Origin of the sequence: Streptomyces sp. LS1784, from assembly GCF_020103755.1 — a bacterium.
Classification (GTDB): Bacteria; Actinomycetota; Actinomycetes; order Streptomycetales; family Streptomycetaceae; genus Kitasatospora.
In genome coordinates this window covers 20865-42936 of the sequence record NZ_JAHSQD010000005.1, presented here as the reverse complement: position 1 = coordinate 42936, position 22072 = coordinate 20865, and the positions used below count along the sequence as shown (strand labels likewise).

The 22072-nt window shown below is 67.7% G+C and carries 34 protein-coding genes; all 34 read right to left on the bottom strand.

Annotated features, from left to right (window positions below):
* Positions 1-65: 65 nt before the first annotated feature.
* Positions 66-179, bottom strand: coding sequence for a 50S ribosomal protein L36 (rpmJ, locus tag KS423_RS01520; protein WP_003956441.1), 114 nt, complete (start codon positions 177-179; stop codon positions 66-68).
* A 33-nt stretch (positions 180-212) separates the two neighbouring features.
* Positions 213-434: a translation initiation factor IF-1 gene (gene infA, locus KS423_RS01515; protein WP_003956442.1), complete on the bottom strand. Its 222-nt coding sequence runs from the start codon at positions 432-434 to the stop codon at positions 213-215.
* Between the two features lie 194 nt (positions 435-628).
* Positions 629-1054: a large conductance mechanosensitive channel protein MscL gene (gene mscL / locus KS423_RS01510; protein ID WP_224273918.1), complete on the bottom strand. Its 426-nt coding sequence runs from the start codon at positions 1052-1054 to the stop codon at positions 629-631.
* A 142-nt stretch (positions 1055-1196) separates the two neighbouring features.
* Positions 1197-2036, bottom strand: a complete 840-nt coding sequence (gene map / locus KS423_RS01505; RefSeq protein ID WP_224273917.1) for a type I methionyl aminopeptidase — start codon at positions 2034-2036, stop codon at positions 1197-1199.
* A gap of 117 nt (positions 2037-2153) precedes the next feature.
* Positions 2154-2807, bottom strand: a complete 654-nt coding sequence (locus KS423_RS01500; protein ID WP_224273915.1) for an adenylate kinase — start codon at positions 2805-2807, stop codon at positions 2154-2156.
* Complete coding sequence (gene secY / locus KS423_RS01495; RefSeq protein ID WP_224273913.1) at positions 2807-4117, bottom strand: preprotein translocase subunit SecY; 1311 nt, start codon at positions 4115-4117, stop codon at positions 2807-2809. Before secY ends, KS423_RS01500 begins: the two co-directional genes overlap by 1 nt.
* Before the next feature lie 309 nt (positions 4118-4426).
* Positions 4427-4879, bottom strand: coding sequence for a 50S ribosomal protein L15 (gene rplO / locus KS423_RS01490; protein WP_030280790.1), 453 nt, complete (start codon positions 4877-4879; stop codon positions 4427-4429).
* Positions 4880-4881: 2 nt separating this feature from the next.
* Entirely contained in the window at positions 4882-5064 is a 183-nt protein-coding gene (gene rpmD / locus KS423_RS01485) for a 50S ribosomal protein L30 (RefSeq protein ID WP_030055835.1), read from the bottom strand.
* On the bottom strand, positions 5064-5684 hold the full coding sequence (gene rpsE / locus KS423_RS01480) for a 30S ribosomal protein S5 (RefSeq protein ID WP_030393306.1): 621 nt from the start codon (positions 5682-5684) through the stop codon (positions 5064-5066). The genes rpmD and rpsE overlap by 1 nt, the downstream gene beginning before the upstream one ends.
* A 48-nt stretch (positions 5685-5732) precedes the next feature.
* Positions 5733-6116: a 50S ribosomal protein L18 gene (gene rplR / locus KS423_RS01475; RefSeq protein ID WP_030280785.1), complete on the bottom strand. Its 384-nt coding sequence runs from the start codon at positions 6114-6116 to the stop codon at positions 5733-5735.
* Between the two features lie 3 nt (positions 6117-6119).
* A complete protein-coding gene (gene rplF, locus KS423_RS01470) occupies positions 6120-6659 on the bottom strand; it encodes a 50S ribosomal protein L6 (RefSeq protein ID WP_224273911.1) in 540 nt (179 codons plus the stop codon).
* A gap of 22 nt (positions 6660-6681) precedes the next feature.
* Positions 6682-7089, bottom strand: coding sequence for a 30S ribosomal protein S8 (gene rpsH, locus KS423_RS01465; protein ID WP_030232489.1), 408 nt, complete (start codon positions 7087-7089; stop codon positions 6682-6684).
* Between the two features lie 268 nt (positions 7090-7357).
* A complete protein-coding gene (locus tag KS423_RS01460) occupies positions 7358-7543 on the bottom strand; it encodes a type Z 30S ribosomal protein S14 (RefSeq protein WP_030055830.1) in 186 nt (61 codons plus the stop codon).
* Positions 7544-7547: 4 nt separating this feature from the next.
* Positions 7548-8117 (bottom strand): 50S ribosomal protein L5, encoded by a 570-nt coding sequence (gene rplE / locus KS423_RS01455; protein WP_153460990.1) that lies wholly within the window; start codon positions 8115-8117, stop codon positions 7548-7550.
* Positions 8117-8428, bottom strand: coding sequence for a 50S ribosomal protein L24 (rplX, locus tag KS423_RS01450; protein WP_030263484.1), 312 nt, complete (start codon positions 8426-8428; stop codon positions 8117-8119). Before rplX ends, rplE begins: the two co-directional genes overlap by 1 nt.
* 15 nt (positions 8429-8443) lie before the next feature.
* Complete coding sequence (rplN, locus tag KS423_RS01445) at positions 8444-8815, bottom strand: 50S ribosomal protein L14 (protein ID WP_030232481.1); 372 nt, start codon at positions 8813-8815, stop codon at positions 8444-8446.
* Between the two features lie 102 nt (positions 8816-8917).
* Positions 8918-9190, bottom strand: a complete 273-nt coding sequence (rpsQ, locus tag KS423_RS01440; protein ID WP_030280777.1) for a 30S ribosomal protein S17 — start codon at positions 9188-9190, stop codon at positions 8918-8920.
* Positions 9190-9414, bottom strand: a complete 225-nt coding sequence (gene rpmC / locus KS423_RS01435; protein WP_031063040.1) for a 50S ribosomal protein L29 — start codon at positions 9412-9414, stop codon at positions 9190-9192. The genes rpsQ and rpmC overlap by 1 nt, the downstream gene beginning before the upstream one ends.
* On the bottom strand, positions 9414-9833 hold the full coding sequence (gene rplP, locus KS423_RS01430) for a 50S ribosomal protein L16 (RefSeq protein ID WP_030457415.1): 420 nt from the start codon (positions 9831-9833) through the stop codon (positions 9414-9416). The genes rpmC and rplP overlap by 1 nt, the downstream gene beginning before the upstream one ends.
* A gap of 5 nt (positions 9834-9838) precedes the next feature.
* Positions 9839-10663: a 30S ribosomal protein S3 gene (gene rpsC, locus KS423_RS01425; RefSeq protein ID WP_097237487.1), complete on the bottom strand. Its 825-nt coding sequence runs from the start codon at positions 10661-10663 to the stop codon at positions 9839-9841.
* Positions 10663-11010, bottom strand: coding sequence for a 50S ribosomal protein L22 (rplV, locus tag KS423_RS01420; protein WP_030280773.1), 348 nt, complete (start codon positions 11008-11010; stop codon positions 10663-10665). The genes rpsC and rplV overlap by 1 nt, the downstream gene beginning before the upstream one ends.
* A 55-nt stretch (positions 11011-11065) precedes the next feature.
* On the bottom strand, positions 11066-11347 hold the full coding sequence (gene rpsS / locus KS423_RS01415) for a 30S ribosomal protein S19 (RefSeq protein ID WP_224273909.1): 282 nt from the start codon (positions 11345-11347) through the stop codon (positions 11066-11068).
* Positions 11348-11358: 11 nt separating this feature from the next.
* On the bottom strand, positions 11359-12195 hold the full coding sequence (gene rplB, locus KS423_RS01410) for a 50S ribosomal protein L2 (protein WP_030232466.1): 837 nt from the start codon (positions 12193-12195) through the stop codon (positions 11359-11361).
* A 46-nt stretch (positions 12196-12241) separates the two neighbouring features.
* Positions 12242-12559: a 50S ribosomal protein L23 gene (gene rplW, locus KS423_RS01405; RefSeq protein WP_030280768.1), complete on the bottom strand. Its 318-nt coding sequence runs from the start codon at positions 12557-12559 to the stop codon at positions 12242-12244.
* A complete protein-coding gene (rplD, locus tag KS423_RS01400; protein WP_224273907.1) occupies positions 12559-13236 on the bottom strand; it encodes a 50S ribosomal protein L4 in 678 nt (225 codons plus the stop codon). The genes rplW and rplD overlap by 1 nt, the downstream gene beginning before the upstream one ends.
* 5 nt (positions 13237-13241) lie before the next feature.
* Entirely contained in the window at positions 13242-13889 is a 648-nt protein-coding gene (rplC, locus tag KS423_RS01395) for a 50S ribosomal protein L3 (protein WP_030280762.1), read from the bottom strand.
* Positions 13890-13903: 14 nt separating this feature from the next.
* A complete protein-coding gene (rpsJ, locus tag KS423_RS01390; RefSeq protein ID WP_012785157.1) occupies positions 13904-14212 on the bottom strand; it encodes a 30S ribosomal protein S10 in 309 nt (102 codons plus the stop codon).
* A gap of 393 nt (positions 14213-14605) precedes the next feature.
* Positions 14606-16411 carry a hypothetical protein gene (locus KS423_RS01385; protein ID WP_224273906.1) on the bottom strand — a complete coding sequence of 602 codons (1806 nt, stop codon included), beginning with the start codon at positions 16409-16411 and terminating at the stop codon, positions 14606-14608.
* 295 nt (positions 16412-16706) lie between these two features.
* A complete protein-coding gene (locus KS423_RS01380) occupies positions 16707-17612 on the bottom strand; it encodes a glycosyltransferase family 2 protein (protein WP_224273904.1) in 906 nt (301 codons plus the stop codon).
* A gap of 4 nt (positions 17613-17616) precedes the next feature.
* Positions 17617-18015 (bottom strand): DUF2304 domain-containing protein, encoded by a 399-nt coding sequence (locus tag KS423_RS01375; RefSeq protein WP_224273902.1) that lies wholly within the window; start codon positions 18013-18015, stop codon positions 17617-17619.
* Positions 18012-18701 carry a glycosyltransferase family 2 protein gene (locus tag KS423_RS01370; protein WP_224273900.1) on the bottom strand — a complete coding sequence of 230 codons (690 nt, stop codon included), beginning with the start codon at positions 18699-18701 and terminating at the stop codon, positions 18012-18014. The genes KS423_RS01375 and KS423_RS01370 overlap by 4 nt, the downstream gene beginning before the upstream one ends.
* Positions 18702-18769: 68 nt before the next feature.
* The gene (locus KS423_RS01365; protein ID WP_224273892.1) at positions 18770-20053 is read right to left on the bottom strand and encodes a lipopolysaccharide biosynthesis protein; all 1284 of its coding nucleotides are present in this window, start codon (positions 20051-20053) and stop codon (positions 18770-18772) included.
* 50 nt (positions 20054-20103) lie between these two features.
* Entirely contained in the window at positions 20104-21039 is a 936-nt protein-coding gene (gene rfbD / locus KS423_RS01360) for a dTDP-4-dehydrorhamnose reductase (protein WP_224273885.1), read from the bottom strand.
* Entirely contained in the window at positions 21036-22013 is a 978-nt protein-coding gene (rfbB, locus tag KS423_RS01355; protein ID WP_224273883.1) for a dTDP-glucose 4,6-dehydratase, read from the bottom strand. The genes rfbD and rfbB overlap by 4 nt, the downstream gene beginning before the upstream one ends.
* Between the last annotated feature and the right edge of the window lie 59 nt (positions 22014-22072).

Below are 22072 nucleotides of genomic sequence, written 5' to 3'. Positions count from 1 at the left end.
ATCGGGTAGCCCGCTCATGACGTTTTCGCGTCGCGCGAAGTACTACGAGAAATGCTGGGGAGAGATCAGCCCTGGCGCTGCTTGTGGCGCAGGTTGTCGCAGATCACCATGACCCGGCCGTGGCGGCGGATCACCTTGCACTTGTCGCAGATCTTCTTGACGCTCGGCTTGACCTTCATGTTTCAGGTTCTCCGGGTCTAGATCTGACGTTCTTACTTGTAGCGGTAGACGATCCGCCCGCGCGTGAGGTCGTAGGGGCTGAGCTCCACGACGACCCGGTCGTCCGGCAGGATGCGGATGTAGTGCATGCGCATCTTGCCACTGATGTGCGCGAGGACCTTGTGACCGTTCTGCAGCTCGACCTTGAACATCGCGTTCGGAAGAGACTCGATCACGGTGCCCTCGATCTCAATGGCGCCTTGCTTCTTAGCCATGAACTGCGAGATCCACCTTCCGGGACCGGCTACCGTATGCGGAACGCTCGTGCGAACCTGGGTTCACCCCGCCCCCGAGGGGAAGAGGGCGTGCTGGAGCACGCTACGAGTGAGCCGACGGTCCATCCTACGCCAGCGCGTGCGATGGACCAAAACGGGGGCCCCTGAAAGCGGTCGCCGTCACACCCGCTACGTCAGACGCCGGTGGCGGTCGCCATCGGCTCGACGTGCGCGGTGCAGGCCGAGCAGCGGCGGGCGGCCTGGGGGATCTCGGTCAGGCACTCGGGGCAGGGGCGCTTCGGCGCCTTCGGCTTCTTCGGCATGTAGCGCGCGGTCGCCTTGGTGATCGGCAGCACCACGCAGAAGTACAGCACCGCGGCGGTCATGAAGAACGCGATCAGCACGTTGAGGAACTGCCCGTACGGGAAGGTCACTCCGGCGATGTGCGCCTTGTACGAGCTGAAGTCGCCGGCCGCGCCGACCACCACACCCACCAGCGGGGTGAGGAAGGCGGACACGAAACCGGTCACCACCGCGGTGAACGCGGCACCGATGACCACACCGACCGCCATGTCGACGACGTTGCCGCGCATCATGAAGTCGCGGAATCCCTTGAGCACGTGCTCTCTCCTGCATCGCTCGTAAACCAGTCAGGCCGCAGCGGACCACTGCCAGCGGATAAAAATAGGACAAAAGCCCTGGAGGTCCAAACCTCCAGGGCTTTGATCCCTTGTCAGCAGCGGCAGTCGGATGCCGCCACGACTACGCGAGGGGGTCCGGAGCTGCGGTGATGCCCAGCTTGGCCAGTTCCGCCTTGCCGCCGTCGAAGGCCGTCAGCACCAGCGGGCCCTGCTCGGTGACGGCCACCGAGTGCTCCCAGTGCGAGGCCCAGGTGCCGTCGTTGGTGACGACCGTCCACTCGTCGTCCAGCACGGTGGTGTGCGGGGTGCCGAGCGAGACCATCGGCTCGATCGCCAGCACGGTGCCGGGGACCAGCTTCGGGCCCTTGCCGCGGCCGCGCTCGACGTAGTTCAGCACGTGCGGCTCCATGTGCATCGCGGTGCCGATGCCGTGGCCGCCGTAGCCCTCGGTGATGCCCCACTTGCCCTTCGGCGGCAGCGGCTGGCGGCGGATGTAGCCCTCGATCGCCTTGGAGACGTCCACCAGGCGGTTGTTCTTCTTCATCTGGGCGATGCCGGCCCACATCGAGCCCTCGGTGACGCGGCTCAGCATCTCGACCTCCGGGCGGACCTCGCCGACCGCCACCGTGATGGCCGAGTCGCCGTGCCAGCCGTCCAGGATGGCGCCGCAGTCGATCGAGATGACGTCGCCCTCCTGGAGCACCCGCTCGCCCGGGATGCCGTGCACGACCTCGTTGTTCACCGACGCGCAGATCACGCCCGGGAACCAGAGCCCGCCGTGGTGGGCGCGGAAGTTCGAGGTGGCGCCGTGGCCGGTGATGACCTTGTCCGCGATGTCGTTGAGCTCCTGGGTGGTCACCCCGGGGACGACCGCCTCGCGGCAGGCCTTCAGGGCCTCGGCGACGACCAGCCCGGCCGCTCGCATCTTCGCGATCTGCTCGGGGGTCTTGATCTCCACCATCTGGTCACGCCTTCCAAGTCCGGATTACCACTGGTACCACCGTACGACGCCGAAACGGCCGGGCCTCCCGCGCTGGGCGGGCGACCCGGCCGTACCGTCGTACGTTCGCCGAGAGACTCAGCTGTCCTGCTTCAGCGCCTCGATCGAGCGGGCGGTGACCTCGTCCACCTTGCCGAGGGCCGAGATGGTCGCCACCAGGCCCTGCTGGACGTAGTAGTCGATGATCGGCTCGGTCTCCGTGTGGTAGACCTCCAGGCGCGTGCGCACCTTGTCCTCGGTGTCGTCCGAGCGCTGGTACAGCTCGCCGCCGCACTCGTCGCAGACGCCCTCGGCCTTCGGCGGGTTGTAGTCCACGTGGAAGACGTGGCCACCGTCGTTGCGGCACAGGCGGCGGCCGGCGATCCGGCGGACGACCTCGTCCTCGGGGACCTCCAGGTCCAGCACGCCGTCCAGCTTGATGCCCTGCTCGGCGAGGAACTCGTCCAGCGCCTTGGCCTGCCCGAGGTTGCGGGGGAAGCCGTCGAGCAGGAAGCCGTTGGCGGCGTCCTCCTGGAGCATCCGGTCCTTGGCCATCCCGATGGTGACCTCGTCCGGCACCAGGTGTCCCGCGTCCATGTAGCTCTTGGCCTCGAGCCCCAACGGGGTGCCCTGGCTGATGTTCGCACGGAACAGGTCGCCGGTGGAGATGTGGGGAATGGACAGGGTCTTGGCGAGCAGGTGCGCCTGAGTACCCTTCCCGGCCCCGGGAGGACCAACGAGGACGATACGCATCAGCGGAGGAACCCTTCGTAATTGCGCTGCTGGAGCTGGCTCTCGATCTGCTTCACAGTTTCGAGTCCGACGCCGACGACGATGAGCACGCTGGTGCCGCCGAACGGGAAGTTGGTCTGCTGTCCGAAGGCGACCAGGGCGATCATCGGGATCAACGCGATCAGGCCCAGGTAGAGCGAACCCGGCCACGTGATTCGGGTCAGCACGTAGTTCAGGTACTCGGCCGTCGGTCGGCCGGCCCGGATACCCGGGATGAACCCACCATACTTCTTCATGTTGTCGGCAACTTCTTCGGGGTTGAAGGAGATGGCGACGTAGAAGAAGGCGAAGAAGACGATCAGCAGGAAGTAGGTGGCCATGTAGATCGGGTGGTCACCCTTGACGAAGTTCGTCCGGATCCACGTGGCCCAGCCCGCTTGGCTGTTGGTCAGCTGGACCACCAGGGCGGGGATGTACAGCAGCGAGGAGGCGAAGATGACCGGGATGACACCGGCCTGGTTCACCTTGAGCGGGATGTAGGTCGAGGTCCCCCCGAACGCCCGGCGGCCGATCATCCGCTTCGCGTACTGGACCGGGATCCTGCGCTGGGCCTGCTCGACGAAGATGACCAGCATCACGACGATGATGCCGACCGCGACCACCGAGAGGAACTCGACCCAGCCGCCGCCGATCGTGCCGGTGGTCTTGATGTTCCACATGGAGGACGGGAACTGGGCCGCGATCGAGGTGAAGATCAGCAGCGACATGCCGTTGCCGATGCCGCGGTCGGTGATCAGCTCACCGAGCCACATGATGACCGTGGTGCCGGCGGTCATGGTGAGCACCATGACGGCGATCCGGAACACGCTGGTGTCCGGGACGATCTCGTTGGCCAGCGGGCAGCCGGAGAACAGCGCGCCGCTGGAGGCCGTCGCCACGATGCCGGTGCCCTGGAGTACCGCGAGCGCGATGGTCAGGTAACGGGTGTACTGGGTGATCTTCGCCTGGCCGGCCTGCCCCTCCTTCTTCAGCATCTCCAGTCGCGGGATCACGACGGTGAGGAGCTGGAGGATGATGCTCGCCGTGATGTACGGCATGATGCCGAGGGCGAAGATCGTCAGCTGGAGGAGCGCGCCACCGCTGAACAGGTTGACGAGTCCGAAGAGGCCGCTGTTCTTGGTGTCCTTCACGCACTCGTTCACGGCCGTGAAGCTCACGCCCGGCATCGGAATGTGCGAGCCCAGGCGGAACAGCACCATGATGCCCAGCGTGAACAGCAGCTTCTTGCGCAGGTCGGGCGTCTGGAACGCCCGCGCGAACGCACTGAGCACGGTGCCTCCTGCGCCTCCCGCGCGTCGTCGGCGGGAGGGTCGGTCCTGAATGGGGAGTTTGCGGTTCGGGCTCCCGTACAGACGGCACAGGCGAGCCTACGCGCAGCCTACAAGGGAACTCCACGGACTCTAACAGTGCGCGGCCACTCGGAAGAAGCGCGTACGGCCGCTCCCCCACTCACGGGGTACGGGATGCCCGGTTTTGCCACACAAAAGAACGAGCGCCGTCCGGCCGGATCTCCCCGGGAACGGCGCGAGCCCCGCACCTCCCGAAGGAGGTGCGGGGCTCGTACGACGGAGTCAGCGGGCTCAGACGAGCTCGGTGACCGTACCGCCGGCGGCCTTGATCTTCTCGGCGGCCGAACCGGAGACGGCGTCCACCGTCACCTGGAGGGCGACCGAGACCTCGCCGGTGCCGAGCACCTTGACGAGCGAGTTCTTGCGAACCGCGCCCTTGGCGACCAGGTCCTCGACCGTGACCTCGCCACCCTGCGGGTAGAGCTCGGCCAGCTTGTCGAGGTTGACAACCTGGAAGGTGATCTTGAACGGGTTCTTGAAACCCTTCAGCTTCGGCAGGCGCATGTGGAGCGGCATCTGGCCACCCTCGAAGCGCTGCGGAACCTGGTAGCGGGCCTTGGTGCCCTTGGTACCACGACCGGCAGTCTTACCCTTGGAGCCCTCACCACGACCCACGCGGATCTTGTCGGTCTTGGCACCCGGGGCGGGACGCAGGTTGTGGATCTTGATCGGGTTGTCGCCCATGATCAGTCCACCTCCTCAACCGTCACCAGGTGACGGACCGTGTGGGCCATCCCGCGGATCTCGGGACGGTCCTCCTTCACCACGACGTCGTGCATGCGCTTGAGACCAAGCGAACGCAGGGTGTCACGGTGGTTCTGCTTGCTGCCGATGTACGACTTGGTCTGCGTGATCTTCAGGCGAGCCATCAGGCGCTCACCCCGGCAGCACGCGCCCGCAGCAGAGCGGCGGGGGCCACGTCCTCCAGCGGCAGGCCACGGCGGGCGGCGATCTCCTCGGGGCGCACGAGGCCCTTCAGAGCAGCCACGGTGGCGTGCACGATGTTGATCGCGTTGTCCGAGCCGAGCGACTTCGACAGGATGTCGTGGATGCCGGCGCACTCCAGGACGGCGCGCACCGGGCCACCGGCGATAACACCGGTACCGGGGGCGGCGGGCTTCAGCAGCACGACGCCGGCGGCCTTCTCACCCTGGATGGGGTGCGGGATGGTGCCCTGGATACGGGGGACCTTGAAGAAGTTCTTCTTGGCCTCCTCAACACCCTTGGCGATGGCGGCCGGAACCTCCTTCGCCTTGCCGTAACCGACACCCACGGTGCCGTCACCGTCGCCCACCACGACCAGCGCGGTGAAGCTGAAGCGACGACCACCCTTGACAACCTTGGCGACACGGTTGATCGCGACGACACGCTCGACGTAAGCGGTCTTCTCGACGGCGGGGGCGTTGCCCCGGTCGTCACGCTTACGGTCGCGCCGCTCGCCACCGGTGCCGCCACCGGCGCCGCTACCGCGGCGCTGGGGTCCAGCCATTGGAATTACCTCTCTCGTTTACGTCCGCCGACAGAGTCGACGAGCGGCTTAGAAGTCGAGCCCGGCCTCGCGAGCCGCGTCCGCCAGGGCGGCGATGCGGCCGGCGTACCGGTTGCCCGCGCGGTCGAAGACGACCGACTCGATGCCGGCGGCCTTGGCGCGCTCGGCGACCAGGCTCCCGACCTTCTTGGCCAGCTCGGTCTTGTCGCCCTCGGCGCCCTTGATGGACACATCGAGGGTGGACGCCGACGCCAGGGTGTGACCCTTGGCGTCGTCGATGACCTGGGCGACCATGTGACGGTTCGAGCGCGTCACGACGAGACGCGGACGCACCTCGGTGCCGACGACGCGCTTGCGAACGCGGATCGCGCGGCGCTTGCGAGCGGCGCTCTTGTAGGCGTTGCCCTTGCCGATCTTGACAGAGACGCTCATCGCTTACTTACCACTCTTTCCGACCTTGCGGCGGATGACCTCGCCCGCGTACTTGACGCCCTTGGCCTTGTACGGGTCGGGCTTGCGCAGCTTGCGGATGTTCGCGGCGACCTCGCCGACCTTCTGCTTGTCGATGCCGTCCACGTGGAACTTGGTGGGCGACTCGACGACGAAGGAGATGCCCTCCGGCGCGGTGATCAGGATCGGGTGGCTGTAGCCCAGCGCGAACTCCATGTCGGAGCCCTTCGCCGTGACTCGGTAACCAACACCGCTGATCTCCAGCGACTTGCGGTAGCCCGCGGTCACGCCGGTGATCATGTTCGCCACCAGCGTGCGGGTCAGGCCGTGCAGGGCCTTCGAGCGACGCTCGTCGTTCGGGCGGGAGACGAGCACGGTGCCGTCCTCGCCCTTGCCGATCTCGATCGGCTCGGCGACGACGTGGGTGAGCGAGCCCTTGGGGCCCTTCACCGAGACCGCCTGGCCATCGATGGTGACGTCCACGCCAGCGGGGACCTGGATGGGCAGCCGTCCAATGCGCGACATTGCTGTACCTCCGTTTCCCGAATTACCAGACGTAGGCGAGAACTTCTCCGCCTACGCCCTTCTTGGCGGCCTGCTTGTCGGTCAGGAGGCCGGACGACGTGGAGATGATCGCCACGCCCAGGCCGCCGAGAACCTTCGGCAGGTTGGTGGACTTTGCGTAAACGCGCAGACCCGGCTTGCTGATGCGCTTGATGCCGGCGATGGAGCGCTCACGGTTGGGGCCGAACTTGAGCTCGATGGTCAGCTTCTTGCCGACCTCGCCCTCAACGGGCTCCTCAACCTTGTAGGAGGAGATGTACCCCTCCTGCTGCAGGATCTGGGCGACGTGCGCCTTGATCTTGCTGGCCGGCATCGCCACGGTGTCGTGGTACGCCGAGTTCGCGTTACGCAGACGCGTGAGCATGTCTGCGATGGGGTCGGTCATGGTCATGATGGCCTCAGGCCTCTCTCGCCGTGGTTTCTCCGCACCAGGTCCCCCTTCCGCACTCTTCCGAGTCCGTCAGGGGCACAAGCGCAGGGGACCTACGACGTAGTAAGACTGGGTGCGAGCCCTCCCAGAAGAGGACCACGGACATCCATGGGGAAGCCGCGGCAGGGGGCCCGACCCCACTACCTTACGGGAACCCGTACGGCAGGCCCAAAACGGGCCGGTGTGGGATCGGGCACCTCTGCGTCGCTGTGTGCCTAAAGCGCCCGGATTACCAGGAGCTCTTGGTCACGCCCGGCAGCTCGCCGCGGTGCGCCATCTCACGGAGGCAGACACGGCACAGGCCGAACTTGCGGTACACCGAGTGCGGACGGCCGCAGCGCTGGCACCGGGTGTAGGCCCGGACGCCGAACTTCGGCTTGCGCTCGGACTTCGCGATGAGGGACTTCTTCGCCATTGGCTCACGCCTCCTTGAACGGGAAGCCCAGAGCGCGCAGGAGCGCCCGGCCCTCGTCGTCGGTCTGAGCGGTGGTCACGACGGTGATGTCCATACCGCGCTGACGGTCGACCTTGTCCTGGTCGATCTCGTGGAACATAACCTGCTCGGTCAGACCGAAGGTGTAGTTGCCACGGCCGTCGAACTGCTTCGGGGAGAGACCACGGAAGTCGCGGATACGCGGCAGAGCCAGCGACACCAGACGGTCCAGGAACTCCCACATGCGGTCACCACGGAGGGTGACGTGCGTGCCGATCGGCTGGCCCTCGCGCAGCTTGAACTGCGCGATGGACTTGCGAGCCTTGGTCACGGCCGGCTTCTGACCGGTGATGGCGGTCAGGTCGCGGATCGCGCCCTCGATCAGCTTGCTGTCACGGGCAGCCTCGCCGACACCCATGTTGACCACGACCTTGACCAGGCCGGGGATCAGCATGACGTTCTCGTACTTGAACTGCTCGTTCAGCTGGCCCTTGATCTCGGAGTTGTAACGCTCCTTGAGGCGGGGGGCCACCTTCTCAACAGTCGTCTCAGACATCAGATGTCCTCACCGGTTCGCTTGGCAACGCGGATCTTGTTGCCCTGGTCGTCGAAGCGGTAGCCGACGCGGGTGACGACCTTCTTGCCGTCCTTCTCCACGACCAGCTGGACGTTGGAGACGTGCACCGGGGCCTCGACGGTCACGATGCCACCCTGGGTACCCGGACCCGGCTTGGTGTGCTTCTTGACCCGGTTGACACCCTCGACGAGGACCTTGTTCTCAGCCGGCATGGCCTGGATGACCTTGCCCTGCTTGCCCTTGTCCTTGCCGGTGATGACCTGGACCAGGTCACCCTTCTTGATCTTCATGCTGTTCGCCATGGGTTAGAGCACCTCCGGCGCCAGCGAGATGATCTTCATGAACTTCTTGTCGCGCAGCTCGCGGCCGACCGGGCCGAAGATGCGGGTGCCACGGGGGTCACCCTCAGTGTTCTTGAGCACGACAGCGGCGTTCTCGTCGAAGCGGATGTACGAGCCATCCGGACGACGACGCTCCTTGACGGTACGGACGACGACGCACTTGACGACGTCACCCTTCTTCACCGAGCCACCGGGGATCGCGTCCTTGACGGTCGCGACGATGACGTCCCCGATTCCGGCGTAGCGGCGACCGGAGCCACCGAGAACACGGATGCAAAGGATCTCCTTGGCACCAGTGTTGTCGGCAACACGCAGTCGCGACTCCTGCTGGATCACAGCTTTCTCCTGATCGTCAACGAGAGTCGACGGGCCGGCCGCTGCTCACACCGGCGTCCCGCAGGGACCCGCTGCACATACGGCCGTACCACATCGGCTTCGTTACTTGGCCTTCTCGAGGATCTCGACGACGCGCCAGCGCTTCGTCGCGGACAGCGGGCGGGTCTCCGCCAGGAGGACCCGGTCGCCCACGCCGCACGCGTTCTGCTCGTCGTGCGCCTTCAGCTTGTTCGTACGGCGGATGACCTTGCCGTACAGAGCGTGCTTGACGCGGTCCTCGACGGCGACGACGACGGTCTTGTCCATCTTGTCGCTGACGACGAGACCCTCACGGGTCTTGCGGAAACCGCGCGTCTCGTTGGTGTTCTCAGTCATCAGGCGTTCTCCACCGTCTCGATGCCCAGCTCGCGCTCGCGCATCAGGGTGTAGATCCGCGCGATGTCCTTACGGACGAGCTTCAGCCGTCCGTGGTTGTCGAGCTGCCCGGTCGCCGCCTGGAAGCGGAGGTTGAACAGCTCCTCCTTGGCCTCGCGAAGCTTGGCAACGAGGGCCTCGTTGTCCAGCTGACGAAGCTCAGCAGCCTTGGTAGCGGCCGACATCAGCTTTCACCGTCCTCGCGCCGGACGATCCGGCACTTCATCGGAAGCTTGTGCGCGGCACGGGTGAGCGCCTCGCGCGCAATCTTCTCGTTCGGGTACGACAGCTCGAACATGACCCGACCCGGGTGCACGTTCGCGATCCACCACTCCGGCGAACCCTTACCGGAACCCATGCGGGTCTCGGCCGGCTTCTTGGTGAGCGGGCGGTCCGGGTAGATGTTGATCCAGACCTTGCCGCCACGGCGGATGTGACGGGTGATCGCGATACGAGCCGACTCGATCTGACGGTTCGTCACGTAGGCCGGGGTGACGGCCTGGATGCCGAACTGGCCGAACGCCAGCTCGGTGCCACCCTTGGCAGCGCCACGACGCTTCGGGTGGTGCTGCTTGCGGTGCTTGACCCTACGGGGGATCAGCATTGGGGTCAGGCCTCCGTTCCGGTGTTCTCGGCAGCCGGAGCCTCGACGGCCGGGGCCGCGGGGGCCTCGGCAGCGGCGGGACGACGGCCACGGCCACCGCGCTCGCCACCACGACGCTCGCCACCGCGGGCGGGACGACCACCCTCGGGACGGGCCGGGCGGTTGCCCGAGCGGGCAGCGGCGTTCTCAGCGCGGACCTCGGCGATGTTCTTGACGTCGCCCTTGTAGATCCAGACCTTCACGCCGATGCGGCCGAAGGTGGTCTTGGCCTCGAAGAAGCCGTAGTCGACGTTCGCACGCAGGGTGTGCAGCGGCACGCGACCCTCGCGGTAGAACTCCGAACGGCTCATCTCGGCGCCGCCGAGACGACCGGAGCACTGAACCTTGATGCCCTTGGCGCCGGACTTCATGGTGCCCTGCATCGACTTGCGCATGGCACGGCGGAAGGAGACGCGGGAGGACAGCTGCTCCGCGACGCCCTGAGCCACGAGCTGGGCGTCCAGCTCGGGGTTCTTGACCTCGAGGATGTTCAGCTGGACCTGCTTGCCGGTCAGCTTCTCGAGGTCGCCGCGGATGCGGTCGGCCTCGGTGCCACGGCGACCGATGACGATGCCGGGGCGGGCGGTGTGGATGTCGACGCGGACGCGGTCGCGGGTGCGCTCGATCTCGACCTTGGAGATGCCGGCGCGCTCCATGCCCTTCGTCATCATGCGACGAATGGCAACGTCTTCCTTGACGTAGTCCTTGTACAGCTTGTCGGCGTACCAGCGGGACTTGAAGTCCGTGCTGATGCCGAGGCGGAACCCGTGCGGGTTAACCTTCTGGCCCATTACCGGGTCCCTTCCTTGCTGCTGACGACCACGGTGATGTGGCTGGTCCGCTTGCGGATCCGGTAGGCGCGGCCCTGGGCACGCGGACGGAACCGCTTCAGGGTCGGGCCCTCGTCAACGTACGCCTCGGAGATGTAGAGGTCGTCCACGTTGGAGTGGTTGTAGTTGTGCGCGGCGTTGGCAATGGCGCTGTCGAGCACCTTGCCGACCGGCACGGTGGCGGCCTGCGGAGCGAAACGCAGGACGGCCTGGGCCTCCGTGGCATTCATGCCACGGATGAGGTCCACCACGCGGCGGGCCTTCATGGGCGTCACGCGGATGTACCGCGCCTGTGCCCTGGCTTCCATGGTTGTCCCCTTAATGGAGTAAGTCATTGAGTCTTTTTGGCGCGCAAGCTCAGGCTTAGCGACGCTTCGACTTCCGGTCTTCCTTCACGTGGCCACGGAAGGTGCGGGTCGGAGCGAACTCGCCGAGCTTGTGGCCGACCATCGACTCGGTGACGAACACCGGGACGTGCTTACGGCCATCGTGAACCGCGATCGTGTGACCGAGCATGCTCGGCGAGATCACGGAACGACGGGACCAGGTCTTGATGACGTTCTGGGTACCCGCCTCGTTCTGAACGTCCACCTTCTTGATGAGGTGGCCGTCGATGAAGGGGCCCTTCTTGAGACTGCGCGGCATCTGACCTGCTCCTAGCGCTTCTTGTTGGTCTTGCGGCGGCGCACGATGAGCTTGTCCGACGCCTTGTTCGGGCGACGGGTACGGCCCTCGGGCTTACCCCACGGCGAGACCGGGTGGCGACCACCGGAGGTCTTACCCTCACCACCACCGTGCGGGTGGTCGATCGGGTTCATGGCCACACCACGCACGGTCGGGCGGACGCCCTTCCAGCGCATACGGCCGGCCTTGCCCCAGTTGATGTTCGACTGCTCGGCGTTGCCGACCTCGCCGACGGTGGCGCGGCAGCGCGCGTCGACCAGGCGGATCTCACCGGAGGGCATGCGCAGGTGCGCCATCTTGCCCTCACGCGCCAGCAGCTGGATGCCGGAGCCGGCCGAGCGGGCCAGCTTGGCACCGCCACCGGGACGCAGCTCCACCGCGTGGATGGTGGTACCGACCGGGATGTTGCGCAGCGGCAGGTTGTTGCCCGGCTTGATGTCGGCGCCAGCGCCGTTCTCGATCCGGTCACCCTGCGCGATGCCGCGCGGCGCGATGATGTAGCGCTTCTCGCCGTCCGCGTAGTGCAGGAGCGCGATGCGCGCGGTGCGGTTCGGGTCGTACTCGATGTGCGCGACCTTGGCCGGCACGCCGTCCTTGTCGTGACGACGGAAGTCGATCACGCGGTAGGCGCGCTTGTGACCGCCACCCTGGTGGCGAGCGGTGACACGACCGGCGTTGTTGCGGCCGCCCTTGCTGTGCAGGGGGCGAACCAGCGACTTCTCCGGGGTGGACCGCGTGATTTCTACGAAGTCGGCCACGCTGGAGCCACGACGGCCCGGCGTAGTCGGCTTGTACTTGCGGATGCCCATTTGGCTCTCTCGTCCTCGTCCTAATCGACGATCACGATCTCCTGATTCAGGAGACCGGACCACCGAAGATGTCGATGCGGTTGCCCTCGGCCAGCGTCACGATGGCGCGCTTGGTGTCCTTGCGCTTGCCAAAGCCCGTCTTGGAGCGCTTGCGCTTGCCCTGACGGTTGATCGTGTTGACAGCCTCGACCTTGACCGAGAAGACCGCCTCGACGGCCTGCTTGATCTGGGTCTTGTTGGCGCCCGGCGACACGATGAACGTGTACTTGTTCTCGTCGAGGAGCGAGTAGCTCTTCTCCGAGATGACCGGCTTCACCAGGACGTCACGGGGGTCCGTGAACGTCTTGCTCGTAACGTCGCTCATCAGGCGGCGCTCCCTTCGAGCTCGCCCTCAGCGGCAACGGCCTTGGCGGACGCGGCCGGACCGGCCACGAAACGCTCGAAGGCGGCCTGGGTGAAGACCACATCGTCGGAGACGAGCACGTCGTAGGTGTTCAGCTGACCGGCGTCCAGGATGTGCACGTTCGGCAGGTTGCGAGCGGACTTCAGGCCCAGCTCGTCCTCGCGCTCGACGACCAGGAGGACGTTCTTGCGGTCGGTGATCTTGCCGAACAGGCCCTTGGCGGCCTTGGTCGACGGCGCCTCGGTCGCGGTCACGCCGGTGACGACGTGAATGCGGTTGTGGCGGGCCCGGTCGGTGAGCGCACCGCGCAGGGCGGCGGCGATCATCTTCTTCGGGGTCCGCTGCGAGTAGTCGCGCGGCACGGGACCGTGCACGACGCCACCGCCGGCGAACTGCGGCGCACGGGTCGAGCCCTGACGGGCGCGGCCGGTGCCCTTCTGGCGGTACGGCTTCTTGCCGCCGCCACGAACCTCGCCGCGAGTCTTGGTCTTGTGGGTGCCCTGACGGGCCGCAGCGAGCTGCGCCACAACGACCTGGTGCATCAGCGGAACGCTGACCTTCGCGTCGAAGATCTCGGCCGGCAGCTCGACGCTGCCGGTCTTGTCGCCAGCCGGCGACAGGATGTCAATGGTGCTCATATCCTTCACAGCCCCTTCGCCGCGGTGCGGACGAGGACGAGGCCGCCGTTCGGGCCCGGGACGGCGCCCTTGATGAGCAGCAGACCCTTCTCCGCGTCGACCGCGTGCACGGTCAGGTTCTGGGTGGTCACACGCTCGTGGCCCATCCGACCAGCCATGCGCAGGCCCTTGAACACACGGCCCGGGGTGGCGCAGCCACCGATGGAACCGGGCGAGCGGTGCTTGCGCTGGGTGCCGTGACCGGCGCCGAGACCCTTGAAGTTGTGACGCTTCATGACACCGGCGAAGCCCTTGCCCTTGGAGGTGCCGGTCACGTCGACCTTGACACCCGCCTCGAACAGCTCGGCGGTGATCTCCTGGCCCAGGGTGTACTCGGACGCGTCCGAGGTACGGATCTCGACCAGGTGGCGGCGCGGGGTGACACCGGCCTTGGCGAAGTGGCCCGCGAGGGGCTTGTTCACCTTGCGGGGGTCGATCTCGCCGAAGCCGAGCTGGACGGCGCTGTAGCCGGCCGCGCTGTCGGCGGTGTGGACCTGGGTCACGACATTCGGCCCGGCCTTGACGACGGTCACCGGGACGACCCGGTTGTTCTCGTCCCAGACCTGGGTCATGCCGAGCTTCTCGCCCAGGATGCCCTTAATCTGCTTAGCCATCTTCGGTGCGCCTCTCAGAGCTTGATCTCGATGTCGACGCCCGCCGGCAGGTCGAGACGCATGAGCGAGTCAACCGTCTTCGGCGTGGGGTCGAGGATGTCGATCAGACGCTTGTGAGTACGCATCTCGAAGTGCTCGCGCGAGTCCTTGTACTTGTGCGGCGAGCGGATGACGCAGTACACGTTCTTCTCAGTGGGCAGCGGCACCGGGCCCGCGACCTGCGCACCAGTACGGATCACCGTCTCGACGATCTTCTTCGCCGAGGAGTCGATGACCTCGTGGTCGTAGGCCTTGAGCCGGATGCGGATCTTCTGTCCCGCCATGGCTACTCAGTAGTCCTTTGTCCTTAGTCACTGCACGACTCCCCCTCCGACCCCCGCGCTCGGGCGTGTCGCACTCGCGCTTGCAAAAAACCGGCGAAGCACTTCGTCGGTTTCGAACTTTCGGGGTGGGGGGCGCCGGGCCGAGGCCCCGCATACGCTTCCCGGAAGATTCCCGTACTTTCGCCCCGCAGCTGCCGTGGCGTAGAACTCACGCTTGACGGCCATCACGGGAACGACGAGTACATGGGACTCGCTTCCGGTCCTCCCGGCGGGAGGCGCGCAGCATCGGCACTCAACCGAGCAACTTGGACATACTGCCACATGGAGCAGCCCGGATGCCAATCGGGGCCGGTGAGGCGTTCCTCACCGGCCCCGATGGGGTGACGACCCCGGTCAGTCCTTGCGCCAGAGCACCCAGTTGCGGTCCTTGTTGTACTTCGCGATGTGCCAGCCGGGCCTCGGGTCCGGCCAGCTGTCCTGCGGCAGGGCACCCTTGTACCAGCCGGCCAGGTACGCGGTGGCCTTCTCCGGCGGGTTGGAGCCGTCCTTCAGGTCGTCCGACCAGACCCGGCCCCAGTAGACCTCGTAGGCCATCGCCATCCGGGCGTCCCAGTCGAGGTCCATGTCCAGGACGACGTTGTCGCCCTTGCGCAGGCCCGCCTCCTTGGCCACTCCGACCGCCTGGTACTTGCGCTCCTTGGCATGCGGTCCGGAGACGTTGTCGGTGACGGCGATCGTCGCGTAGGCGGCGAACAGCGCCACGCAGGCCACCAGCGCGGCGACCACCCGGCGCCCGCCGGCCACCCGCAGCAGCAGGCAGGCGGCCAGCACCGCCAGCGCGCCGAAGCTCGTACGGACCATGTGCAGGCCCTCCCAGCTCGAAGCCAGGAACATGGCGTCCGGCACCGTCCACGGACTGACCCAGAGCTTGAGCTCGGCACCCGCGTACGACCCGACCGACACCTGGATGACGCCGATCACCACCGTGCCGACCAGCGCCATCCACAGCAGCGCACGGACCCCGGCCCGGAACAGCGCGGCCAGGCCGACCACCAGGAACAGCGGCACCAGCACCGCGCAGTACCGGGCGTACACCCAGTTGTCGGTCCGGTTGTTGTCCGCCAGGCCGGCCGCGGAGGCCAGCGCGGTGCCGAACAGCATGGCCACCATGGTGAAGGCCACCACCCGCTCGGCCACCGGGTACCGGCGCCGGAACACGACCACCACGCACAGCACCAGGGCGATCGCCCCGAAGCCGTACGTGGAGGTCATGAAGTACCACAGCTGCCCGAAGGTGCGGGCGATGATCGTGCCGATGTACTTGCTGTCCTCAAGGTTCTCGAAGACCTTGTTGCCGACGTCGCTCGGCGGCACGTCCTTGAACTGGCTCTCGACGAAGCCGGCCAGCAGCTTCGCGCCCAGGTACGACGCCCCGAGCGCACCGACGCCGGCCAGCGAGGCGAGCCGCGGCGCCCAGCCGAGGACCAGCACCACGACCAGGACCAGCGCGGTCAGCACCACGACCACGCCGCCGCGGTCGTGGGTGGCCAACGTGTAGCCCGCCGCCAGGCCCGTCCCCGCCGCGTACAGCGCGCGGCGGCGCGTCGAACCGGGCGAGAGCCAGCCGTGCATCGCGATCAGCCAGGCCAGCAGGAGCACCGGGAGCACGGTGTCCGACATGGCGAACTGGGAGTAGAAGATCACCGGCGGCACCAGGGCCACGGCGGTGCCCACCAGGTACGCCTGCGGCCGGGAGAGGCCCACCCGGCGCGCCGCCGCCACGGCGAGCGGGAACACCAGCGCGTTGAGCACCGCGTTGATGACCATGACCAGGTGGTACGCGGTGGCCGGGTTGTCGGCGATCCGCAGCGCCGGCGAGATCAGCAGCGGGTACCCGCCGGGGATCACCACCCCGACCGGCATCTCGGTCGTCGGCCGGCCGGCCAGCACCCGCGCTATCACCAGGTAGGAGTCCTCGTCGGCGTGCACCGACGGGAAGTAGTTGTGGATCGACAGCACCAGGCGGAACGCCACCTGTCCGCCGTACCCGAGCAGCAGGGCCACCGGCCAGAACCAGCGGTGGGCGGCCAGCGCCCGCAGCCGGGCCGGCACGGCCGGGGTGCCGGGCGCGTTCGTGCCGCCGTCCTCACCCCGGTCCGGCCCGTCGGACGTGCGGGCAGAGTCGATCAGCGGCTGCACCGAGACACTTCCCTACTTGTGTGAGTTGACGATCTCGTCATGACCGGCTCCGGGCGGCGCCACGGTTTCCGCCACCACGCGTCGAAGCGCATCGGCAGTGTGCCACGCGGCGATCGGCCGGAGCCAACGCGCTCCTCCCCCACGGACGACAACGGCCCGCTCGGGAACGGCGGTTCGGCCCTTGCTGGATTCCCCTCGGCCGGGTGACAGCCCGCACCGGGAACGCGAACGGCACTGGGCCGGCAGTCCGGAGTCCGGACTGCCGGCCCAGTGCCGCATCAGGGCTTGCGAGGCGTCAGTGCCGATCTCCGCCGGTCAGCGCGTGGCGGACCAGGACCTTGGCGCCGGCCCGGTGGCCACGCTTCAGCGCGCCCGGCAGCATGGTCAGCGCGTGCAGGCGGGAGGCGCTGCGGAACCGGGCCGCACGGGCGGCCTTCGGCCAGCCGCGGGCGTCCATCCGCTCGGCCACCGCGTTGAAGTACCGCTCCGCCTCGGTGAACCGGGTGCCGGAGAAGGCCTGCACCGAGGACTCGCTGACGGCGTGCCGACGGTACTGGAAGACGACGGTGGTGTTGTCCACCAGCATCTGCTCGCCGAGCTCCAGCAGGTCCACGACCAGGGCCAGGTCCTGGATCACCGAGTACTCGTCACGGAAGTTGACCGCGCGCAGCGCCTCGCCGCGCCAGCAGATCGACGGGAAGTAGAGCCAGTTGCCGCGCAGCACGCTGGCGGCCAGCTCCTCGCCGCCCATCAGTCGCCGGCCCTTGACGGTCGGCGCGTAGATCTTCTCCTTGACGTTGTCCGCCAGGCCCGAACGGCTGACCTCGCCGTTGCCGTCGATGACCTCGACGCCCGGCTGCACCATGCCGAGGTCCGGGTTGTCCTTGACTATCGCCCGGACGGTCTCCAGGTAGTGCGGGTGCAGCAGGTCGTCGCAGCCCATGATGACCACGTGGTCGGCCGTGGACAGCTCCACGCACTTCTGGAAGTTCTTGGTGATGCCGAGGTTCTGCTCGTTGCGCAGGTAGCTCACCCGGTCGTCGCCGAGCGAGGCGAACCAGCCCGGGACGTCCGGCTCCTTGCCGTCGTCGATGACGGTCAGCCGGAAGTCCCGGTCGGTCTGCGCGAGGATGCTCCGCACCGCGGCCTGCATCAACGCCACGTCGCCGTAGTACGGCAGCATGAACTCGAAGGTCGCCATGGGATCAGGCCTTGCTGCGGTCGACCGGCGCCGAGACCGGCAGGTCCAGGTCGAAGCGCTCCTCGTTCAGGCGGGCGCCCTCGTTGATCGCCACGGTGCGCGCCAGGTCGGTGAGCTTCTTCTCCAGCGAGCGGAAGCGCAGGAAGGTGTTCAGGGTCAGGAAGCCCATCGCCAGCACCATCACGTACAGCACCAGGTCGGTACCGCGGCCGACGCCGAGCTGGTGGGCCAGCCAGGTCACGTCGGTGGGACGCAGCACCGCGTAGATGTTCACGATCACGAAGACCGAGAACGCGATCCGCTTCCAGGCGCGGGTGTTGGCACGGTCCCAGCGCCGGATGAACATGAAGGCGAGAGCGACCGAGCCGAGAATGAGAACCAGCTGGATCCAGAAGAATTTCATCGGCGGCTACGCTCCCGCAGCGAGATGTCGAAGATGATGTTGACGCCGTTGATCAGGGACTGACCCTTGGCGCGTGAGTACTCGGTGTACAGGATGTCCACCGGGAGCTCGGCGACCCGCAGGTCCGAGCCGGCGAGGAAGCTGACGATCTCCGACGCGTGTGCCATGCCGTTCATGGTGATCCGCAGCCGACCGGCGGCCTCGCGGTTCAGTACGCGCAGGCCGTTGTGGGCGTCGGTCAGCTTGAGCTTGCGCGCGGTCGGGCTGACGGTCGCCGCGGTGCGCAGGACGACCCGCTTGATCCACGGCACCTGCCCGTTCTGCTCGATGAAGCGCGAGCCGAGGACGACGTCCACGTCGCCCTCCCGCAGCAGGGCGACCATCTTCTCGACGTCGGCGGTCTGGTGCTGGCCGTCGGCGTCGAAGGTGGCGAAGTACTTGGCGCCCGGCTGGGCCAGGGCGTAGGCGAGGCCGGTCTGGAGGGCGGCACCCTGGCCGAGGTTGACCGGGTGGCGCACCAGGTGCGCGCCCGTCTGCATGATGTGCTTGGCCGAGTCGTCGCCGCTGCCGTCATCGACCACCACGATGTTCGGGAACGTCTTTCGCGCCCCCTCCACAACGTCGGCGATCACCTGGCCCTCGTTGTAGGCCGGGATCACCAGCCAAACATCGTCGTACTGGGACACGGAGGCTCCATGAATGGGGTCTGGCCCGCGCTGCTGCGCGGCGATCTGAAGATGAGGGGCGGACACGGTCAGTCACCGGCCGTCCGACTGCTCAACACCCCGGCGTTCGGGTCCCCCGACTGCTGGGCGAGACCGGCGGAATTCGTCGCCGAACGGGCGAAACTCTGCCTCAGAACCGCCAGCATACCGAGGACGGTGGCCACGGAACCCGCCGTATACGCAAGGATCACGCGGGTGGACACCTCACCCGGCAGGAAGGTCACCCCGGCGAGGACCGCGGTGCCGACCGCCCAGCAGAGCAGCTGAAGGTTGTGCCGCTTGAATACCATCAACGCCTGTCCGAGCACCATCGCGAACATGTACGCGACGGTTCCGGCGGACAACCAGAAGAAGTCGAGGCAGCCGAGCACCGGCTTGGCGCCGAACAGCACCTGGATCAGCCACGGGCCGAGGGCGACCGCCGGGATACCGCCGAGCAGGCCGAGCGCGCCCACCACGACGCCGATCTTCTTGAGCATCCCGGTGAAGGCGGCCCGGTCCCCGACCGCGATCGCGGCGGAGAGGCCGTTCAGCAGCGAGGCCTGGAGCGAACCGAAGACGAACAGCGGCACCCGGGCCAGCACCAGCGCGTTGAGCAGGGCGGCGATCAGCGCGGAGTCGGAGGGCGCGAGCAGCTTGGTGCTCACCACGGCCGCGTTCACCACGACCTGCGAGAGCAGCGTCGAGCAGATCAACAGGCCGAGCCCGGAGCAGAGTTCGGACCAGCCGACCTGCTCGCCGGGTTTGACCGCGCGCAGCAGCGGGGGCAGCGTGGCGATCGTGGCGAGGATCGGCGCGACGGCCAGGATCAGGCTGAACGCGAGCGCCGAGTGCACCCCGGCCACGCCGCAGGCGAAGGCCAGGCCGATCCGCAGGCCGCCGTCCAGGCCGAGCTGGGTGCCGTACGCGCCGAAGCGTCCGAGGCCGGCCAGCACGCCGCGGGTGAGGTAGCAGACGGCCATGCCGGTGAAGGCGCCGCCGAGGGCCAGCACCAGCGAGCGGTCGCCGTGGAACATCGCCCGGGCGATCGGGCCGGAGGCGGCACCGAGGACGGCCAGGGTCGCCGCGAGGATCCCACCGGTGAGCAGGGTCGCCCGGCGCAGCACCGGCGCGGCGCCGTGGCCGAGCGCCGCCCGCGCCGCGACGATCCGGGTGAGCTCCTGCTCGATCGGGAAGAAGACGCCGATGCCGACGGACATCACGATCGTCCACAGCAGCGAGACGTTCGCCATGTCGTCGACGGACAGGCTGTGGCCCGCCACCCCGAGGTGGATGTAGGAGGCGGCGCCCAGTACGACGGTGCCGCCGGCCACCGCCAGGGTTCCTGGCGGTAGCGCGGCAGCCACCTTCGTCAGCGGGTTCTTCACTGAGGTCTGTCGCTCTCGGTGCTCCGGGCCGTGGCGGCCAGTTCGGCGAAGACGGGCTTGGTCAGGGCCTCGGCCAGCATGGCCCGCCACTCGGGCAGCGGCGCCAGCCCGGCGGCGGCCCAGCGGTCGTGGGCCAGCACGCTGAAGGCCGGGCGGACGGCCGGGCGGACGAAGGCCTCCGAGGTGGTCGGACGGATCCGCTCCGGGTCCAGCCCGCTCAGTGCGTAGGTCTCGCGGGCCAGTCCGCACCAGGTGGTCCGGCCGCTCGCGGTGCCGTGGTAGACCCCGGCCGGGGCCTGCCCGGCGAGCGCGGCCCGGCCGAGCTCGACCAGGCGGCCGGCCAGCGCGTACGACCAGGTCGGCTGGCCGTGCTGGTCGTCCACCACGTCGAGGGTGTCCCGTTGGGCGGCGAGCTTGAGCATGGTGGCCACGAAGTTCGGGCCGTGCTCGCCGTACAGCCAGGCGGTGCGCACCACGTAGCCGTGCTCGGGGAGCAGTTCGGCGACCGCCCGCTCCCCCACCAGCTTGCTGCGGCCGTACGCGTTCACCGGCGCGGTCGGGGCGTCCTCCGGGCAGGGCTCGGTGGCGTCGCCCGGCAGGACGTAGTCGGTGGAGACCTGCAACAGCCGCGCACCGCTCTTGGCGCAGGCCGCGGCCAGGTGGCGCACGCCGGTGCCGTTGACGGCGGTGGCGGCGTCCTCCTCGGTCTCCGCGGCGTCGACGTTCGTCCACGCGGCGCAGTTGACCACGATGTCGTGGCCCTCGACGGCGGCCTGGACGGCCGCCGCGTCGGTGATGTCGAGGTCCGCCCGGCGCAGCGCGGTGATCTCGGCGGTCGCGTCGGCGCCCAGCACCGACAGCAGGTCCTGCCCGAGCATCCCGGCCGCGCCGGTGACCAGCCAGCGCACGGGCGCGGCGGCGTTCGCGGTCACTTGGCCAGGGCCGCCTTCTGCTTCAGCGGCTCCCACCAGGCACGGTTCTCGCGGTACCAGGCGATGGTCGCGGCGAGGCCGTCCTCGAAGCGGACCTGCGGCTCGTAGCCGAGCTCCTCGCGGATCTTGCTGATGTCGATCGAGTAGCGGAGGTCGTGGCCCTTGCGGTCCTCGACGTGCTCGACCATGTCCCAGCCGGCGCCCGCGGCCTCCAGCAGCAGCCCGGTCAGCTCCTTGTTGGTGGCCTCGGTGCCGCCGCCGATGTTGTAGACCTCACCCGCGCGGCCGCCGCGCATGACCAGTTCGATGCCCCGGCAGTGGTCCGAGACGTGCAGCCAGTCGCGGACGTTGCCACCGTCGCCGTACAGCGGCACCTTCTTGCCGTCGATCAGGTTGGTGGTGAACAGCGGGATGACCTTCTCCGGGAACTGGTAGTGCCCGTAGTTGTTGGAGCAGCGGGTCACCACGACGTCCATGCCGTGGGTGCGGTGGTAGGCCAGCGCCAGCAGGTCGGAGGACGCCTTGGAGGCCGAGTACGGGGAGTTCGGCACCAGCGGCCAGGTCTCGGTCCAGGAGCCCTCGCTGATCGAGCCGTAGACCTCGTCGGTGGAGATGTGCACGAAGCGGCCGACGCCGTGCTTCCGGGCGGCGTCGAGCAGGACCTGGGTGCCGACGACGTTGGTCAGCACGAACGGGCCCGCGCCGGCGATCGAGCGGTCCACGTGGGACTCGGCGGCGAAGTGCACCACCACGTCATGGCCCGGCATGACCTGGTCGACGGCGTCCACGTCGCAGATGTCGCCCTGGACGAAGGTGTAGCCCTGGTGGCCGGCCACCGGGGCCAGGTTCTCCAGGACGCCCGAGTAGGTGAGCTTGTCAAAGACCGTGATCCGGGCATTCTCGTCAGCTCCGAGGAGCTGACGGACGAACTCCGAACCGATGAATCCGGCGCCGCCGGTCACGAGGATGCGCATAATGCGCGTAGTCTACCGTCGCCCGAACACCCTCCCGACCCGGCCCCTCCCGCGTCCAC

Bases quoted from the DNA above. Each gene is read 5' to 3' on its own strand.
- rpsQ (WP_030280777.1), bottom strand. From the start codon at position 9,190: ATGACTGAGAACACCAACGAGACGCGCGGTTTCCGCAAGACCCGTGAG.
- rpsE (WP_030393306.1), bottom strand. From the start codon at position 5,684: ATGGCTGGACCCCAGCGCCGCGGTAGCGGCGCCGGTGGCGGCACCGGT.
- rpsS (WP_224273909.1), bottom strand. From the start codon at position 11,347: ATGCCGCGCAGTCTCAAGAAGGGCCCCTTCATCGACGGCCACCTCATC.
- KS423_RS01500 (WP_224273915.1), bottom strand. From the start codon at position 2,807: ATGCGTATCGTCCTCGTTGGTCCTCCCGGGGCCGGGAAGGGTACTCAG.
- rplX (WP_030263484.1), bottom strand. From the start codon at position 8,428: ATGAAGATCAAGAAGGGTGACCTGGTCCAGGTCATCACCGGCAAGGAC.
- rpsC (WP_097237487.1), bottom strand. From the start codon at position 10,663: ATGGGCCAGAAGGTTAACCCGCACGGGTTCCGCCTCGGCATCAGCACG.
- rpmJ (WP_003956441.1), bottom strand. From the start codon at position 179: ATGAAGGTCAAGCCGAGCGTCAAGAAGATCTGCGACAAGTGCAAGGTG.
- rpsH (WP_030232489.1), bottom strand. From the start codon at position 7,089: ATGACCATGACCGACCCCATCGCAGACATGCTCACGCGTCTGCGTAAC.
- rplW (WP_030280768.1), bottom strand. From the start codon at position 12,559: ATGAGCGACGTTACGAGCAAGACGTTCACGGACCCCCGTGACGTCCTG.
- rplC (WP_030280762.1), bottom strand. From the start codon at position 13,889: ATGGCTAAGCAGATTAAGGGCATCCTGGGCGAGAAGCTCGGCATGACC.
- rplR (WP_030280785.1), bottom strand. From the start codon at position 6,116: ATGAGCGTCTCTGTCAAGATCGGCAAGGGCAACGCCTACAAGAGCGCC.
- rplO (WP_030280790.1), bottom strand. From the start codon at position 4,879: ATGGGCGACAACCCGATCAAGATCCACAACCTGCGTCCCGCCCCGGGT.
- KS423_RS01460 (WP_030055830.1), bottom strand. From the start codon at position 7,543: ATGGCGAAGAAGTCCCTCATCGCGAAGTCCGAGCGCAAGCCGAAGTTC.
- rplE (WP_153460990.1), bottom strand. From the start codon at position 8,117: ATGTCTGAGACGACTGTTGAGAAGGTGGCCCCCCGCCTCAAGGAGCGT.
- rplD (WP_224273907.1), bottom strand. From the start codon at position 13,236: ATGAGCACCATTGACATCCTGTCGCCGGCTGGCGACAAGACCGGCAGC.
- rpsJ (WP_012785157.1), bottom strand. From the start codon at position 14,212: ATGGCGGGACAGAAGATCCGCATCCGGCTCAAGGCCTACGACCACGAG.
- rplB (WP_030232466.1), bottom strand. From the start codon at position 12,195: ATGGGCATCCGCAAGTACAAGCCGACTACGCCGGGCCGTCGTGGCTCC.
- KS423_RS01380 (WP_224273904.1), bottom strand. From the start codon at position 17,612: ATGGCGACCTTCGAGTTCATGCTGCCGTACTACGGCGACGTGGCGTTG.
- rplF (WP_224273911.1), bottom strand. From the start codon at position 6,659: ATGTCGCGCATTGGACGGCTGCCCATCCAGGTCCCCGCTGGCGTGGAC.
- rplV (WP_030280773.1), bottom strand. From the start codon at position 11,010: ATGGAAGCCAGGGCACAGGCGCGGTACATCCGCGTGACGCCCATGAAG.
- rpmC (WP_031063040.1), bottom strand. From the start codon at position 9,414: ATGTCGGCCGCTACCAAGGCTGCTGAGCTTCGTCAGCTGGACAACGAG.
- rfbB (WP_224273883.1), bottom strand. From the start codon at position 22,013: ATGCGCATCCTCGTGACCGGCGGCGCCGGATTCATCGGTTCGGAGTTC.
- rplP (WP_030457415.1), bottom strand. From the start codon at position 9,833: ATGCTGATCCCCCGTAGGGTCAAGCACCGCAAGCAGCACCACCCGAAG.
- KS423_RS01375 (WP_224273902.1), bottom strand. From the start codon at position 18,015: ATGAAATTCTTCTGGATCCAGCTGGTTCTCATTCTCGGCTCGGTCGCT.
- rpmD (WP_030055835.1), bottom strand. From the start codon at position 5,064: ATGGCTCGCCTGAAGATCACGCAGACCAAGTCGTACATCGGCAGCAAG.
- map (WP_224273917.1), bottom strand. From the start codon at position 2,036: ATGGTGGAGATCAAGACCCCCGAGCAGATCGCGAAGATGCGAGCGGCC.
- infA (WP_003956442.1), bottom strand. From the start codon at position 434: ATGGCTAAGAAGCAAGGCGCCATTGAGATCGAGGGCACCGTGATCGAG.